At 68.6% G+C, this 16,059-nt stretch carries 16 protein-coding genes; 15 read left to right on the top strand and 1 reads right to left on the bottom strand.

The annotated features are described in order from the left end of the window. Window positions 1-5 precede the first annotated feature (5 nt). From J7495_RS00955 to J7495_RS00970, 4 genes are all read left to right on the top strand, one after another. The gene (locus tag J7495_RS00955; RefSeq protein WP_294054191.1) at window positions 6-689 is read left to right on the top strand and encodes a TetR/AcrR family transcriptional regulator; all 684 of its coding nucleotides are present in this window, start codon (window positions 6-8) and stop codon (window positions 687-689) included. 224 nt (window positions 690-913) lie between these two features. After that, window positions 914-1,807 carry an SDR family NAD(P)-dependent oxidoreductase gene (locus tag J7495_RS00960; protein WP_294054192.1) on the top strand — a complete coding sequence of 298 codons (894 nt, stop codon included), beginning with the start codon at window positions 914-916 and terminating at the stop codon, window positions 1,805-1,807. Between the two features lie 139 nt (window positions 1,808-1,946). Continuing rightward, a complete protein-coding gene (locus J7495_RS00965) occupies window positions 1,947-2,729 on the top strand; it encodes an enoyl-CoA hydratase-related protein (RefSeq protein WP_294054193.1) in 783 nt (260 codons plus the stop codon). Then, on the top strand, window positions 2,729-3,949 hold the full coding sequence (locus J7495_RS00970) for an FAD-dependent oxidoreductase (RefSeq protein ID WP_294054194.1): 1,221 nt from the start codon (window positions 2,729-2,731) through the stop codon (window positions 3,947-3,949). The genes J7495_RS00965 and J7495_RS00970 overlap by 1 nt, the downstream gene beginning before the upstream one ends. 130 nt (window positions 3,950-4,079) lie before the next feature. Here the strand turns inward: J7495_RS00970 and J7495_RS00975 are convergent, their stop codons facing one another. Beyond that, complete coding sequence (locus tag J7495_RS00975; RefSeq protein ID WP_294054195.1) at window positions 4,080-5,447, bottom strand: short-chain fatty acyl-CoA regulator family protein; 1,368 nt, start codon at window positions 5,445-5,447, stop codon at window positions 4,080-4,082. Between the two features lie 113 nt (window positions 5,448-5,560). Here J7495_RS00975 and J7495_RS00980 point away from each other — a divergent pair, with 113 nt between their 5' ends. The 11 genes from J7495_RS00980 to J7495_RS01030 all read left to right on the top strand — a co-directional run bounded on the left by J7495_RS00980 (window position 5,561) and on the right by J7495_RS01030 (window position 16,035). Next, window positions 5,561-7,087, top strand: a complete 1,527-nt coding sequence (locus tag J7495_RS00980; RefSeq protein ID WP_294054196.1) for an acyl-CoA carboxylase subunit beta — start codon at window positions 5,561-5,563, stop codon at window positions 7,085-7,087. Between the two features lie 177 nt (window positions 7,088-7,264). Continuing rightward, the gene (locus J7495_RS00985; protein WP_294054197.1) at window positions 7,265-7,669 is read left to right on the top strand and encodes a hypothetical protein; all 405 of its coding nucleotides are present in this window, start codon (window positions 7,265-7,267) and stop codon (window positions 7,667-7,669) included. 8 nt (window positions 7,670-7,677) lie between these two features. Then, on the top strand, window positions 7,678-8,862 hold the full coding sequence (locus tag J7495_RS00990) for an acetyl-CoA C-acyltransferase (protein ID WP_294054198.1): 1,185 nt from the start codon (window positions 7,678-7,680) through the stop codon (window positions 8,860-8,862). Further along, window positions 8,862-9,326 (top strand): OsmC family protein, encoded by a 465-nt coding sequence (locus J7495_RS00995; protein ID WP_294054199.1) that lies wholly within the window; start codon window positions 8,862-8,864, stop codon window positions 9,324-9,326. The genes J7495_RS00990 and J7495_RS00995 overlap by 1 nt, the downstream gene beginning before the upstream one ends. Continuing rightward, the gene (gene mce / locus J7495_RS01000) at window positions 9,323-9,778 is read left to right on the top strand and encodes a methylmalonyl-CoA epimerase (protein ID WP_294054200.1); all 456 of its coding nucleotides are present in this window, start codon (window positions 9,323-9,325) and stop codon (window positions 9,776-9,778) included. Before J7495_RS00995 ends, mce begins: the two co-directional genes overlap by 4 nt. Window positions 9,779-9,888: 110 nt before the next feature. After that, window positions 9,889-10,053, top strand: coding sequence for a hypothetical protein (locus J7495_RS01005; protein ID WP_294054201.1), 165 nt, complete (start codon window positions 9,889-9,891; stop codon window positions 10,051-10,053). Then, on the top strand, window positions 10,053-10,325 hold the full coding sequence (locus J7495_RS01010) for a type II toxin-antitoxin system RelE/ParE family toxin (protein WP_294054202.1): 273 nt from the start codon (window positions 10,053-10,055) through the stop codon (window positions 10,323-10,325). The genes J7495_RS01005 and J7495_RS01010 overlap by 1 nt, the downstream gene beginning before the upstream one ends. Before the next feature lie 4 nt (window positions 10,326-10,329). Next, window positions 10,330-12,471, top strand: coding sequence for a methylmalonyl-CoA mutase (gene scpA / locus J7495_RS01015; RefSeq protein WP_294054203.1), 2,142 nt, complete (start codon window positions 10,330-10,332; stop codon window positions 12,469-12,471). Beyond that, entirely contained in the window at window positions 12,468-12,824 is a 357-nt protein-coding gene (locus tag J7495_RS01020; RefSeq protein ID WP_294054204.1) for a hypothetical protein, read from the top strand. The genes scpA and J7495_RS01020 overlap by 4 nt, the downstream gene beginning before the upstream one ends. Further along, a complete protein-coding gene (bioB, locus tag J7495_RS01025) occupies window positions 12,821-13,813 on the top strand; it encodes a biotin synthase BioB (RefSeq protein ID WP_294054205.1) in 993 nt (330 codons plus the stop codon). Before J7495_RS01020 ends, bioB begins: the two co-directional genes overlap by 4 nt. 212 nt (window positions 13,814-14,025) lie before the next feature. Further along, complete coding sequence (locus J7495_RS01030; RefSeq protein ID WP_294054206.1) at window positions 14,026-16,035, top strand: acetyl/propionyl/methylcrotonyl-CoA carboxylase subunit alpha; 2,010 nt, start codon at window positions 14,026-14,028, stop codon at window positions 16,033-16,035. Window positions 16,036-16,059: the final 24 nt, after the last annotated feature.

The following is a 16,059-nucleotide window of genomic DNA, read 5'->3' on the forward strand; positions in this document are numbered from 1 at the left end:
GTCCGGTGACCCAGGCCGTGAAAACCAAGCCGCTTTCCCGCAAGGCCGAGCAACGCGCCGAGACGATGGAGCAGATCCTCGACGCGGCGGAGGATCTCTTCTCGCAGCATGGCCTCTACGGCGTGACCCTGAAGGACGTCGCCAAGCAGGTCGGCGTCCACCACACGCTGCTCAACTATTATTTCGACGACAAGAAGGCGCTGTTCGACGCCGTCTTCGCGCGCCGCGCGGTGGTGACGAGCGAGAAGCGGATGAAGGCGCTCGACGAATATGAAACGGCGTGCGGGGGCAAGCCGACGATCGAGGGGGCGCTGCACGCGTTCCTGGATACCGACCTCGACCTCTATATTCAGGGCGGCGAGGGTTGGAAGAATTACGCCAAGCTCGGCGCGCAGGTGGCAAACACGCCGGCGTGGGGCGCCGACCTGATGGACGAGCATTTCGATCCGGTGGTGCTGCGGCTGATCTCGATCCTGCAGCAGGCGCTGCCCGAGGCGGCGCCCGAGGACATCTTCTGGGGCTATCACTTCGTCACCGGCGCGCTGATGCTCACGCTCGCGCGGACCGGGCGGATCGACAAGCTGTCGGGTGGCCTCTGCCATTCGGACGATTTCGTCGCGGTGAAGGAGCATATGGCGACCTTCATGGCCGCGGGCTTCCGCTCGATCTGCGAGAAGAAGGCGGGGTAGCCAGCCCGTCCCCTACCCGTCATCCCGGCGAAAGCCGGGACCCAGGGTTACAGGGGACGTCGCTCGCGGCCCTGGGTCCCGGCTTTCGCCGGGATGACGATTGAAGGGTAGAGTTGGACTGTCCCTCCCCGGCACTCTCGCACCCAAATTTCGCTATCTTGCTAGTGAATATCCCCTTCGCTACGTACCGCTCCCAGTTCGAGAGTAGCGGGAAGGGGAGAGATATGTCGCTTCAGGGTCGCGTGGCGATTGTGACGGGTGCGGGCGGCGGGCTGGGGCGCGCGCATGCGCTGTACCTGGCGCGCCAGGGTGCCAAGGTGGTCGTGAACGACCTCGGCATCGAGGCGGCCGAGCGCGTCGCGGCGGAGATCGCGGCCGCGGGCGGCGAAGCGATGGCGATCGCTGCTTCGGTAACCGACGAGGCCGGCATCGCCGCGATGGTGAGCGAAGTGCTCGGCCAATGGGGGCGCATCGACATCCTCGTGAACAACGCCGGCATCCTGCGCGACAAGAGCTTCGCGAAGATGACGATCGACGACTTCCGCCTGGTGGTCGACGTCCACCTGATCGGCGCGGCGATCTGCACCAAGGCGGTGTGGGAGACGATGCGCGCGCAGAACTACGGCCGCATCGTGATGACGACCTCGTCGAGCGGCCTCTACGGCAATTTCGGCCAGGCGAATTATGGCGCCGCGAAGATGGCGCTGGTCGGGCTGATGCAGACGCTCGGGATCGAGGGCGAGAAATACGGCATTCGCGTCAATTGCCTCGCGCCGACCGCCGCCACCCAGATGACGCACGGCGTGCTCTCCGAGCAGAGCCTGCGCCTGCTCGATCCGGCGCTGGTGAGCCCGGGCCTGCTTGCGCTGGTGGGCGACGAGGCGCCGACGCGCGCGGTGCTCTGCGCGGGGGCGGGGCACTTCGCCTGCGCCAACGTCACGCTTACCGACGGCGTGCAGATCGGCGATGCGGCCGATGCGGGCGAGCAGCTGGTCGCCGACTGGGCGGCGGCTTCGGACCGGCGCGGCGAGATCGTGCCCGCCTACGGCTTCACCCAGGCCGAGCGCGAGCTGGCGGCGGCCGGGATGAGCGAAGAGGTTGCCGCGGTCCTGCGCTGATCCCGGCGAGTCGCGGCGATACACGGAAAACGGCGTCGCGAGCGCGGCGCCGTTTTCCGTTACGGTATGGCCTCATAATCGCGCATCGCTTGCCGCCATGCTGCGCGCGGGCTAGCTGCGGGGCACCGAGGAGAGGTGCATGAGCGATCCATCCGTGTTGTTCGCGCTCGAAGGCCAGGTCGGGGTGCTGCGGCTGAACCGGCCCGACCAGCTCAACGCGCTCACCCCCGAGATGCTCGACCGCATCGCCGCGACGCTGCGCCGGGCGGTGGATGAAGGCGCGCGGGCGGTGCTGGTGACGGGCGAGGGCCGGGCCTTCTGCTCGGGCGCGGACCTTGCCGCCAATTCGGCCGGCGGGGCGCCGCGCGACCTCGGCGAGACGCTGCGCGCGCACTATAACCCGATGGCCGAGGCCTTCGCCTCGCTGCCGATCCCGATCGTGACCGCGGTGAATGGTCCCGCGGCGGGGGCCGGCGCTTCGATCGCACTGCTCGGCGACATCGTCGTCGCGGCACGCTCGGCCTATCTGCTGCTCGCCTTCTCGAACATCGGGCTGGTGCCCGACGCTGGCGTCACCTGGCTGGTCGCCAAGAGCGCGGGGCGCGCCAAGGCGCTCGAGATGGCGCTGCTCGGCGAGCGGATGAGCGCCGAGGAAGCCCAGGCTTCGGGCCTCGTCGCGCGCGTGGTCGACGACGCCGAGCTGATGCCGAGCGCGATGGACCTCGCCGCGAAGCTTGCCGCCAAGCCGACGATGGCGCTGGGGCTGATCCGCAAGCAGGTCGCCGCCGCGCTCAACGCGTCGCTCACCGAAGTGCTCGCGCTCGAAGCGGTGCACCAGGGCAAGGCCGGGCAGTCCGAGGATTTCCGCGAAGGCGTGACGGCCTTCCTCCAGAAGCGGCCGGCCGAGTTCAAGGGACGTTGATGACCAGCTTCGATGTGGTGATCGCCGGCGCGGGGCACGCCGGCGCGCAGGCGGCGATCGCGCTCAGGCAGAACGGGTTCGCGGGCTCGATCGCGATGATCGGCGCCGAGCCCGAGCTGCCCTATGAGCGGCCGCCGCTCTCCAAGGACTATCTCGCGGGCGAGAAGCCCTTCGAGCGGCTGCTGATCCGCCCCGCGGCCTTCTGGGCGGAGCGCGCGGTGACGATGCTCGCCGGGCGGCGCGTGGCGTCGGTCGATCCGGCGGCGCGGACGGTGAGCGCGGGCGGCGAGGCGATCGGCTATGGCGAGCTGGTCTGGGCGGCGGGCGGATCGCCGCGGCGGCTGTCGTGCGAAGGCGGCGACCTGGCCGGCGTGCATGCGATCCGCACGCGCGCCGACGTCGACGCGCTGATCGGCGAGCTGCCGGGGATCGCGCGCGTCGTGGTGGTCGGCGGCGGCTATATCGGGCTCGAGGCGGCGGCGGTGCTCGCGAAGCTCGGCAAGCAGGTGACGGTGGTCGAGGCGCTCGACCGCGTGCTGGCGCGGGTGGCGGGCGAGCCGCTCTCGCGCTTCTACGAGGCGGAGCATCGCGCGCATGGCGTGACGGTGCGGCTGGGCGTGCAGGTCGAGGCGCTGGAAGGTACGGACCGGGTGACGGGCGTGCGGCTGGCGGGCGGCGAGGTTTTGCCGGCGGACGCGGTGATCGTCGGGATCGGAATCATCCCGGAGGCGGCGCCGTTGCTCGAAGCCGGCGCGCAGGGCGGCAACGGCGTGCTCGTCGACGCGCAGTGCCGTACGAGCTTGCCGCATGTCTTCGCGGTGGGCGATTGCGCGCTCCACGCCAACCGCTTCGCCGAGGGCGCGCTGATCCGGCTGGAGTCGGTGCAGAACGCCAACGATCAGGCAACGGTCGCGGCGAAGACGATCCTGGGGATCGAGGCGGCCTATGATGCGGTGCCGTGGTTCTGGTCGAACCAGTACGACCTCAAGTTGCAGACCGTGGGGCTGTCGATCGGGCATGACGCGGTGGTGACGCGCGGCGATCCGGCGGGGCGGAGCTTCTCCTTGGTGTACCTGCGCGGCGGGCGGGTGATCGCGCTGGACTGCGTCAATTTGGTCAAGGATTATGCGCAGGGCAAGCGACTGGTGGTCGACGGCGTGGCGGCGGAGCCGGCGCTGCTGGCGGATGCGGGCGTGCCGCTGAAGGAGATCGGGGTTTGACCCCGACTCCGAAATTCTAGTCGTCATCCCGGCGAAAGCCGGGACCCAGGGTCAAGCAGGATGTCGCTCGTGGCTCTGGGTCCCGGCTTTCGCCGGGGTGACGGTTGAGGTTCGTCGACTTCGACCGTCCTCACCGGAAATCATACGGCACCGTCCCCCGGGCATCGGCGTCGATGCGGATCTCGCTCCCCGCAGGCGGAAAGGCGCGCTGGTCGCAGTCGTGGCGGGGGCAGATGCGGCAGCTCGTGCCGATCGGGGTGGCGACGCCGCCGGTGCGCAGGCCGTCGGCATAGATGAAGTCGGGCGCGTGGCTCTCCTCGCAGCCCAATGCCACCGCATAGCGCCGCGGCGCGCGGATGTAGCTGCCCGAAGGCTTCACCAACCCCTTGGCCATCGAGACGTAGCGCACCCCGTCGGGCGTCTCGGCGAGCTGGACGAGGATACGGTCGGGGATCGCCACAGCCTCATGGACGATCCACAGCGGGCAGGCGCCGCCGAACTGGGCGAACTGCAGCCGCGTGGCGGAATGGCGCTTGGTGATGTTCCCCGCCATGTCGACGCGGCAGAAGAAGAAGGGCACCCCCGCCGCGCCCGGGCGCTGGAGCGTCGAGAGCCGGTGGCAGGCCTGTTCGAAGCTCACCCCGAAGCGCTGGCGCAGGCGATCGATGTCGTGGCGGACCTCGCGCGCGGCGGCGCGGAACCCGGCATAGGGCATCAGTAGCGCCCCCGCGGCATAGTTGGCGAGGCCGGCGGAGAGCAGCTCGCGGCCCGCGGCGCTCTCGATGCCGCGGTGGGCGATGTCGCCGATCAGCTCGGCGAACTCGAGCCGCGCGAGCTGGTGCGCGATCGAGAAGCGCGTCGTCTCGGGCGGCTGCGAGGGATCGACGTGGAGGATGCGCGCGGCCGGATCATAGGCGCGGAGCAGGCCCGTCCCCGTCGCGACCTGCACGCCGAAGCGCTCGGCGAGCCGCGCCTCGAGCGCTTCGCCGCTCGCGCCGATCCGCTCGGCCTCGCGGTCGATCGCGTCGACGTAGTTCTGCTCGGTGTGAAACCAGTCGCGCACCTCCTCCCAGGGCAGCCGCGCCGGCTCGCCGCTGCCGCTGTCGTAGCGGTCGTCGAGCACGCGGAGCTGCTCCTGCGAGCGGCGGAAGGCCGAGTGGAGCGCAACCATCCGCCGGGCGAGCAGCGGCTGTTGCTTGACCCCGCGGCGGACGATTTCGGGTTCGATCCGCGCGGGCGGCACGCTCGGATCGGTCGCGGCCTCGACGGCGTCGATCAGCAGCGACGTTTCCTCCTGCGGATCGATCGCCGCCCAGTCGGCCGGGAAGGCCTCGCCGAGCGCGGCGAGCACCGCGGGGGTGATCGGCCGGTCGCCGTTCTCGATCTGCGAGAGGTATGACGCCGAGATGCGCAGCCGCGCCGCCATCTCGGCCTGGCCGAGCGCCAGAACATGGCGAAGGTCGCGCACACGGTGCCCGGCGAAGATGCGGCGAGTCATGGCCGCGCCTATAATTTGCAAACTCGGTTCGCGCAACTTTGCAACATTACCGTTGCGCGCCGCGCCGCAGCATGAAAGAGAGCGCCACCCGCTGGCCACGCTGGAGAGCTGCCTTGTCGTCGACGATCGAGGAACTGGAGCGCCGCCGCGAGGCCGCGCGGCTGGGCGGCGGGCAGAAGCGCATCGATGCGCAGCACGCCAAGGGCAAGCTCACCGCGCGCGAGCGCGTCGAGGTGCTGCTGGACGAAGGCTCGTTCGAGGAGCTCGACATGTATGTCGAGCACAATTGCGTCGACTTCGGCATGCAGGACCAGATCGTCCCCGGCGACGGCGTCGTCACCGGATCGGGGACGATCAACGGCCGGCTGGTCTTCGTGTTCAGCCAGGACTTCACCGTGTTCGGCGGCTCGCTCTCCGAGCGCCACGCCAGCAAGATCTGCAAGATCATGGACATGGCGATGAAGGTCGGCGCGCCGGTGATCGGCCTCAACGACAGCGGCGGCGCGCGCATCCAGGAAGGCGTCGCCAGCCTCGCGGGCTATGCCGAAGTGTTCCAGCGCAACGTGCTGGCGAGCGGCGTGGTGCCGCAACTCAGCCTGATCATGGGCCCCTGCGCGGGCGGGGCCGTCTATTCGCCGGCGATGACCGACTTCATCTTCATGGTGAAGGATTCATCGTACATGTTCGTCACTGGCCCGGATGTAGTGAAGACCGTCACGAACGAGATCGTCACGCAGGAGGAACTGGGTGGAGCAGTGACGCATACCACGAAGTCGGGGGTCGCCGACGTGGCCTTCGAGAACGACATCGAGGCGCTGCTCGCGGCCCGCGACTTCGTGGATTTCCTTCCCGCCTCGAACCGCGAGGCGGCGCCGACGCGGCCGAGCGACGATCGCTGGGACCGGGCCGAGCCGAGCCTCGACACGCTGATCCCGCCCTCGGCCAACCAGCCCTATGACATGCACGAGCTGATCCGGAAGGTGCTCGACGAAGGCGAGTTCTTCGAGCTCCAGCCGGCGCATGCGGGCAATATCCTGATCGGCTTCGGCCGAATCGAGGGGCATACGGTGGGCGTCGTCGCGAACCAGCCGATGGTGCTGGCCGGGTGCCTCGACATCAATTCGTCGAAGAAGGCGGCGCGCTTCGTGCGCTTCTGCGACGCGTTCGAGATTCCGATCCTCACCTTCGTCGACGTGCCGGGCTTCCTGCCGGGCGTGGGGCAGGAGCATTCGGGGATCATCAAGCACGGCGCCAAGCTGCTCTTCGCCTATGCCGAGGCGACGGTGCCCAAGATCACCGTGATCACGCGCAAGGCCTATGGCGGCGCGTACGACGTGATGAGCTCCAAGCATCTGCGCGGTGACCTGAACTATGCCTGGCCCACCGCCGAGATCGCGGTGATGGGCGCGAAGGGCGCGGTGGAGATCATCTTCCGTGGGCGCACCCCCGAGGAAATCGCCGAGCGCACCGCCGAATATGAGGCGCGCTTCGCCAATCCCTTCGTCGCGGCGTCGAAGGGGTTCGTCGACGAAGTGATCATGCCGCACTCCACCCGCCGCCGCATCGCGCTGGGGCTTCGCAAGCTGCGCAACAAGCAGCTCGAGAATCCCTGGAAGAAGCACGACAACATTCCGCTGTAGTCGCGCCGGGAAAGAGACTCGCGTAAGCAGGCGTCTCCAACCCGGACTCGAAAGGCTCCCATGCTCGGCTTCCTCGCTCTCGCGCTGCTCCAGACCGCTCCCGCCCAAACCGCTCCCGCGGGTCCTCCGCAATGGACGACTCGCGAAGCCACCGACGCGGCTACGGCCAAGAAGTCGATGACCGCCATGATCCGCGCCGCCGACGGCACCGGCCGGCTGCTCGTGCGCTGCGACACGGCGAGCGTGCCGATCGTCTCGATCCAGTTCCTGCCCAAGCCCGGCTTGCCCGCGATGGACCTGGTCACCGCGACCGCGACCTTCGACGAGGCGATGGCGATCAACAGCACCTGGCAGGTGGTCGGCGGCGGCGCCTACAACGCCGAGGTCGCCGACGTGTGGGACATGGTCAACCGCATCGCCAAGGCGAAGACGATCCGCCTCACCATCGTGAAGCCCGACGATTCGGTGACCGAATCGACCTTCGTCGGCCCGGGCGACGACAGCAAGTTCCGCCAGGTCTACGCCGCCTGCGGCATCCCGTTCGAGACGCCGCCGGTGCCCGTCAATCCCAAGCCCCGTTGAGTAGAGCCATGTCCAGCGACGCCATCGTCATCCTTTCCTACGCCCGCACCCCGATGGGGAGCTTCCAGGGCAGCCTCGCGGGCGCGACCGCGACCGAGCTCGGCGCGGCGGCAGTGAAGGCGGCGGTGGCGCGCGCGGGCGTGGACCCGGCGGACGTCGAGCGCTGCTACATGGGCTGCGTGCTGGCCGCCGGGCTTGGCCAGGCGCCGGCGCGCCAGGCCGCGCGGGGGGCGGGGCTGCCCGACCATGTCGAGGCGACGACGGTCAACAAGATGTGCGGCAGCGGCATGAAGGCGACGATGATGGCCGCCGACGCGATCGCCGCGGGCAGCGCCGACGTGATCGTCGCGGGCGGCATGGAGAGCATGTCGAACGCGCCCTATCTCTCGAAGAAGCATCGCGCCGGCGCGCGGATCGGGCACGACACCGTGTACGACCACATGATGCTCGACGGGCTCGAGGATGCCTATGAGCCCGGCAAGGCGATGGGCGTGTTCGCCGAGGCGACGGCCTGCGACTATCAGCTGACGCGCGAGGCGCAGGACGCCTATGCGATCGAATCGCTCACCCGCGCGCAGACGGCGCAGCGATCGGGCTGGTTCGATCGCGAGATCGTCGCGGTCGAGGTGAAGACGCGAAAAGGCGCGGAGACCGTCGACAAGGACGAGCAGCCGCTGAAGGGCGATCCCTCGAAGATCCCGACGCTGCGGCCCGCCTTCTCGAAGGAAGGGACGATCACCGCGGCCAACGCCAGCTCGATCTCGGACGGCGCGGCGGCATTGGTGCTGGCGCGCGCCTCGGTGGCGGAGGCCAAGGGGCTGAAGCCGGTCGCGAAGATCGTCGGTCATGCCGCGCACGCCCGGCTGCCGGCGCACTTCACCACGGCGCCCGTTGGGGCGATCGAGAAGCTGCTCGCCAGGATCGGCTGGAGCGTCGCCGACGTCGATTTGTTCGAAGTCAACGAGGCCTTCGCCTGCGTGACGATGTTCGCGATGCACGACCTCGGCATCGCGCACGAGCGCGTCAACATCCACGGCGGCGCGACCGCGATGGGGCATCCGATCGGCGCGTCGGGCGCGCGCATCCTCGCGACGCTGATCTCGGCGCTCGAGCGGACCGGCGGCAAGCGCGGCGTCGCGGCGCTCTGCATCGGCGGCGGCGAGGCGACCGCGATGGCCGTGGAGCTGGTGTGATGGGGCATGTCCACGAAGCGACGGTCGAGTGGCAGGCGGGCGAGGGCGAGCCCTTCCTGAGCCGCAAGTACAGCCGCGCACATCGCTGGACGTTCGACGGCGGCGCCGAGGTGCCGGCGTCGTCGTCGCCCGCGGTGGTGCGCGTGCCGCTGTCCGATCCGGCGGGGGTGGATCCCGAGGAGGCGCTGGTCGCGGCGCTGGCGAGCTGCCACATGCTGTTCTTCCTCGATCTCGCCTCGCGCGCGGGGCTCGATGTCGTCTCCTACGCCGATCGCGCGACCGGCGAGATGGGCAAGCGCGACGACGGCCGCGAGGCAATGGTCGCGGCGACCTTGCACCCGCACGTGGTGTTCGCGGGCGAAGCCGATCCGGCGAAGGTGGCCGAGGCGCACCACCGCGCGCACGAGCTCTGCTACATCGCGAACTCGGTGAACTTCCCGGTGAGCGTGGAGCCGGTGGCGTGAAGCTTGGCCGCTTGAATCATGTCGGCATCGCGACGCCGTCGATCGCGGACTCGGTGCGCTTCTACCGCGAGGTGATGGGCGCCGAAGTGATCCGCGAGCCCTTCGACCTGCCGGCGCAGGGGGTGAAGGTCTGCTTCGTCGACACGCCTATAGGGCGGGCCGGGGGCACAGGAGGCCCTCAGATCGAGCTGATCGAGCCGCTGGGCGAGGGGTCGCCGATCCACGGCTTCCTGGCGAAGAACCCCGCGGGAGGCCAACACCACCTCTGCTACGAAGTGCCGGACATCCACGCGGCCAAGGCCTGGTTCGAGGCCAAGGGCGCCAGGGTGCTCGGCGAGCCGCGGATCGGCGCGCACGGCACGCCCATCTTCTTCGTCCATCCCAGGGACATGGGCGGGGTGCTGACCGAGATCATGGAGACGCCCAAGATGGCGGCTGGGCACGGATCATGATAATTTCGCGCGATTGGAAGGAAATGATGAGCAGTCCAGCCAGATCCGTGGAGCAGGACATTGCCGAGTGGCAGAGCTGGCTTGATGACCCGGCCGCTTTGCGCAGACTCATGTCCGACCTCGACTTTCTGAAATCGGAAGCCGAGGCCCGTGGTTACGTCGAAGGGATTCTCGCGGGTCTCGACGACGCTCTTCATGGACGTACCGTCCCGCACGAACAGATCGTCCGGGACATCGAGGAGCGTCGGCGTCGCTATTCCAGCGCAGCGGAATAGTGGTCGTCGAATGGTCGATCGAGGCCAGGATGGATCTCGTGCGAATTTTCGATTTCAATGCCGCGAACAGCGAGCGTTATGCGCATCGTGTGGATCGACGGCTGGCGGAGCGGGCGTCGGCGCTCGCATCCACGCCCTTTATCGGCAGACAGCTTGGCGCAGGGGCAATTCGGGCGCTTTCGGTGCCGGATATCCAATATGTGATTACCTATCGCGTCGAACCGGGTCGGGTGCTGGTGACTCGCGTGAAGAGCACGCGTGAACGGAAGTAATGCGATGACCGACACCCCCACCCCCGCCGATTGGGCCGCGCTCGCGGCGAAGGAGACCAGGGGCGCCGACCTCGGCTGGCACACGCCCGAGGGGATCGACGTCAAGCCGCTCTACACGCCCGATGACGTCGCCGGGATCGATCCCGGCCTGCCCGGCTTCGCGCCGTTCACGCGCGGGGTGCGCGCGTCGATGTATGCCGGGCGGCCGTGGACGATCCGGCAATATGCCGGCTTCTCGACCGCCGAGGAATCCAACGCCTTCTACCGGCGCAACCTCGCGGCCGGGCAGAAGGGGCTCTCCGTCGCCTTCGATCTCGCCACCCACCGCGGCTATGACAGCGATCATCCGCGCGTCGTCGGCGACGTCGGCAAGGCGGGCGTGGCGATCGACACGATCGAGGACATGAAGATCCTGTTCGACGGCATCCCGCTCGGCGAGATGTCGGTCTCGATGACGATGAACGGCGCGGTGATCCCGATCCTCGCCTTCTTCATCGTCGCGGGCGAGGAGCAGGGCGTCCCCCAGGCGAAGCTGGACGGCACGATCCAGAACGACATCCTGAAGGAGTTCATGGTCCGCAACACCTATATCTACCCGCCCGAGCCGAGCATGCGGATCATCTCGGACATCTTCGCCTACACCTCGGCGCACATGCCCAAGTTCAACTCGATCTCGATCTCCGGCTATCACATGCAGGAGGCGGGGGCGACGCAGGTGCAGGAGCTCGCCTTCACCATCGCCGACGGGATGGAATATGTGAACTATGGCGTCGCGAGCGGGCTCGATATCGACAAGTTCGCCGGGCGGCTGAGCTTCTTCTTCGCGATCGGCATGAACTTCTTCATGGAAGTCGCCAAGCTGCGCGCCGCGCGCGTGCTGTGGCACCGGGTGATGACGAAGCTGGGCGCCAAGGACGAGCGCAGCAAGATGCTGCGCACCCATTGCCAGACCAGCGGCGTCTCGCTCACCGAGCAGGATCCGTACAACAACGTCATCCGCACCACGATCGAAGCGATGGCGGCGATGCTCGGCGGCACGCAGAGCCTCCACACCAACGCGCTCGACGAAGCGATCGCGCTGCCCACCGACTTCTCCGCCCGGATCGCGCGCAACACGCAGATCGTGATCCAGGAGGAGACGGGGATGACCAAGGTCGTCGATCCGCTCGGCGGCAGCTATTATGTCGAGGCGCTGACCCAGGAGCTGGTCGACCAGGCCTGGGCGATCATCGAGCGCGTCGAGGCCGAGGGCGGCATGGCCAAGGCGGTCGCGGCGGGCTGGCCCAAGGCGATGATCGAGGAAGCCGCCGCCGCGCGCCAGGCGCGGGTCGACCGCGGCGACGACGTGATCGTCGGCGTGAACAAATATCGGCTCGCCAGCGAGGATCTGCTCGAGACGCTCGAAGTCGACAACACCAAGGTCCGCGAGGCGCAGATCGCGCGGATCGAGCGGGTGAAGGCGTCGCGCGACGAAGCCGCCTGCCAGGCCTCGCTGGATGCCTTGCGCGAAGGCGCGGCCGGCAAGGCCAACCTGCTCGCGCTCGCGGTCGAGTGCGCGCGGGCGCGGGCGACGCTGGGCGAGATCTCTGCGGCGATGGAAGCGGGCTTCGGCCGCTATGCCACCGTGCCCAGGCCGGTGAAGGGCGTCTATGCCGCGCCGTTCGAAGGCGACAGCCGCTGGCAGCAGGTGGTCGACGGCGTCCGCGCGGTCGAGCGGCGGCTCGGGCGCCGGCCGCGGCTGCTGATCGCCAAGATGGGGCAGGACGGCCACGACCGCGGCGCCAATGTGATCGCCTCGGCGTTCGGCGACATGGGGTTCGAGATCGTCTCGGGCCCGCTGTTCCAGACCCCGGAGGAGACGGTGGTGCTCGCGCTCGACCAGGGCGTCGACATGGTCGGCGCGTCGAGCCTCGCGGCGGGGCACAAGACGCTGATCCCCGAGCTCATCAAGCTGCTCCGCGAGCGCGGGCGCAGCGACGTGAAGGTGATCGCGGGCGGGGTGATCCCGCCGCAGGACTATGAGTTTCTCCGCGACGCCGGCGTGCAGGGCATCTATGGCCCGGGATCGAACGTGGTCGAATGCGCGGCGGACGTGCTCCGCCTGCTCGGCCACAACATGCCCCCGCTCGAGGAAGCCGCCGAATGATCGAGGACGAGACCGCGGAAGAGGGGCGCGAGCTGCCCTTCGGCCGCGCCTATGACTATTTCAAGCACCTGACCGGCATCTCGCTGGTCTCGATCGGCGGCGTGTTCGCGTTCATGGACGGCACCGGCACGAAGCTGGACCCGCCGCGCGTGATCGTCATCCTGACCGCGATCGGGCTGGCCGGGGTGATCAGCCTGCTGATGGCGGGCGCGCTCGTCTCGATCGAAGTGAAGCCCGTGCCGCGCGACAGGATGGCCCGGCAGGTGCGCTGGGGCCTGATAGGGGCGAGCTTCTTCCTTGCGATCGGGCTCGGCTCGTTCGTGCAAACCTTCGGATCGGCAATCCTCAAATGACACGTACCGACTGGACCCGCGACGAGATCGCCGCGCTGTTCGACCTTCCCTTCACCGAGCTGCTGTTCCAGGCGGCCACGGCGCACCGCGCGCATCATGCGCCCGACGAGGTCCAGCTCTCGACCTTGCTCTCGATCAAGACCGGCGGCTGTCCCGAGGATTGCGGCTATTGCAACCAGTCGGCGCATGCCGAGACCGGGCTCAAGGCGACCAAGCTGATGGACGTCCGCGCGGTGCTCCAGGCGGCGGCGCAGGCGAAGGACAACGGCTCGTCGCGCTTCTGCATGGGTGCGGCGTGGCGCAATCCCAAGGACAGGGACATGCCCGCCATCGTCGAGATGGTGAAGGGCGTCCGCCAGATGGGGATGGAAACCTGCATGACGCTGGGGATGCTCAGCGAGACGCAGGCCGCGATGCTCGCCGAGGCGGGGCTCGATTACTACAACCACAACATCGACACCTCGCCGGAGCGCTATGGCGAAGTGATCACGACGCGGACCTTCGAGGACCGGCTCGAGACGCTCGACCATGTCCGCGAGGCGGGGATCAACGTCTGCTGCGGCGGCATCGTCGGCATGGGCGAGACGCGCGCCGACCGCGTGGGGTTCATCCATGCGCTGGCGACGCTGCCCAGGCATCCCGAGAGCGTGCCGGTGAATGCGCTGGTGCCGGTGAAGGGCACGGTGCTCGGCAACATGCTGGCCGATACGCCGCTGGCGAAGATCGACGACATCGAGTTCGTGCGGACCGTGGCGGTGGCGCGGATCACCATGCCCGAATCGATGGTGCGGCTGAGCGCGGGCCGCGAGAGCATGAGCGAGGCGACCCAGGCCTTGTGCTTCCTCGCGGGCGCCAACTCGATCTTCACCGGCGACCGGCTGCTGACGACCGGCAACCGCGGCGACGATGCCGATGCGGCGTTGTTCGCCCGGCTGGGGCTGAAGGCGATGCAGGGCGAAGTGAAGACCGAGTTGGAGGCGGCGGAGTGAGTTCTCCGCGCCGTCAGCTGAACTTGGGCGTGTCGTCGATCATCGACCGTTCCTTGCCCCCTTCAGCCGTCATCCCGGCCCAGGGCAGCGAGCGATGACCTTTGTGGCCCTGGGTCCCGGCTTTCGCCGGGATGACGGCTGGGCGATGTCTCCCTCGCAAGTGGCGATACGTCCAAGTTCAGGGTGGCGAAGAAGGATTTGAGAGAGGTCTGATGTTCAAGAAAATCCTCATCGCCAATCGCGGCGAGATCGCGTGCCGGGTGATGCGCACCGCCAAGCGGATGGGGATCGCCACCGTCGCGGTCTATTCCGATGCCGATGCGCGCAGCCCGCACGTGCTGATGGCCGACGAGGCGGTGCGCCTCGGGCCGGCCCCTGCGTCCGAGAGCTACCTCAAGGCCGAGCTCATCCTGCTCGCCGCCAGGGAGACGGGCGCCGACTGCATCCACCCCGGCTATGGCTTCCTCTCCGAGCGCGAGAGCTTCGCGTGCGCCTGCGCCGAGGCGGGGATCGCCTTCGTCGGGCCCCCTCCCAATGCCATCGCCGCGATGGGCGACAAGATCGAATCGAAGAAGCTCGCCAAGGCCGCGGGGGTGAACGTCGTCCCCGGCTTCGTCGGCGAGATCGAAAGCACCGACCATGCGGTCGAGATCGCCAACGGCATCGGCTATCCGGTGATGATGAAGGCCTCGGCCGGCGGAGGCGGCAAGGGGATGCGGCTCGCGTACAGCGAGAAGGACGTCCGCGAGAATTTCGAGAGCGTGAAGCGCGAAGGGCTTGCGTCGTTCGGTGACGACCGCGTGTTCATCGAGAAGTTCATCGAGCAGCCGCGCCACATCGAGATCCAGGTGCTCGGCGACCAGCACGGCAATATCCTCTACCTCGGCGAGCGCGAATGCTCGATCCAGCGGCGCCACCAGAAGGTGGTCGAGGAAGCGCCGTCGCCCTTCGTCACGCCGGCGATGCGCAAGGCGATGGGTGAGCAGGCGGTCGCGCTGGCGCGGGCGGTTGGCTATTATTCGGCGGGCACGGTCGAGCTGATCGTCTCGGGGGCCGACAAGACCGGCGAGGGCTTCTACTTCCTCGAGATGAACACCCGCCTCCAGGTCGAGCATCCGGTGACCGAGATGATCACCGGCCTCGACCTCGTCGAGCAGATGATCCGCGTCGCGGCGGGCGAGAAGCTCGCGATGACCCAGGATGACGTGACGCTGACCGGCTGGGCGATCGAGAACCGGGTCTATGCCGAGGACCCGTACCGCGGCTTCCTGCCCTCGACCGGGCGGCTCACGCGCTATCGCCCGCCGGCGGAGGCGCATGAGGCGGAGGGCTGCACGCGCGTCGACGACGGCGTCGCCGAGGGCGGCGAAGTCTCGATGTTCTACGATCCGATGATCGCCAAGCTGATCACCTGGGCGCCGACGCGCGAGGGCGCGGCGGACCGGCAGGTGGCGGCGCTCGACCGGTTCGAGCTCGAGGGGGTGGGGAACAACCTCGATTTCCTCTCGGCGATCATGCAGCACGGCCGCTTCCGCGCAGGCGCGCTGACCACCGGCTTCATCGCCGAGGAATATCCCGAAGGCTTCCATGGCGCGCCCGCCTCGCCCGAGCTGCTGCGCAAGCTGGCGGCTGTGGCGGTGCTCGTCGATCTCGAGCAGGCCGCGCGCGCCTCGGAGATCTCGGGGCAGCTCAACGGCAGTCCGACGCTCTCGACCGAGCGCGTGGTGCTGATCGGCGGCGAGCGGTTCGACGTGTCGGCCGAAGGACATGACGGCGAGCTGCTGGTGCGAATCGGCGATGAGGCGCCGCTTGCCGTCGTCGGTCGCTGGCGGCCGGGCGAGTCGATGCTCGCGGTGCGGATCGACGACGTTCCGCTCGCCGTTAAGGTCGCGCGCACGCGCAGCGGCTGGCGGCTCACCAGCCATGGCGCGGCGCATATCGCCAAGGTCTACAGCCCACGCGTCGCCGAGCTTGCCCGCCACATGATCGAGAAGGTCCCGCCCGACATGAGCCGGTTCCTGCTTGCGCCGATGCCGGGGCTGCTGACGCGGCTGCACGTCGCGCCGGGCGACAGGGTCGAGGCCGGGCAGCCGCTCGCCGTTGTCGAGGCGATGAAGATGGAGAATATCCTCCGCGCCGAGAAGGCCGCGACGGTGAAGGCCGCCCATTTCGCGCCGGGCGACAGCCTGGCGGTCGACGCCGCGATCCTGGAGTTCGAATGACCGAGCCTGCACCCACGCCCTCGC

It is taken from the genome of Sphingomonas sp. (assembly GCF_017745215.1).
Taxonomy (GTDB): domain Bacteria; phylum Pseudomonadota; class Alphaproteobacteria; order Sphingomonadales; family Sphingomonadaceae; genus Sphingomonas.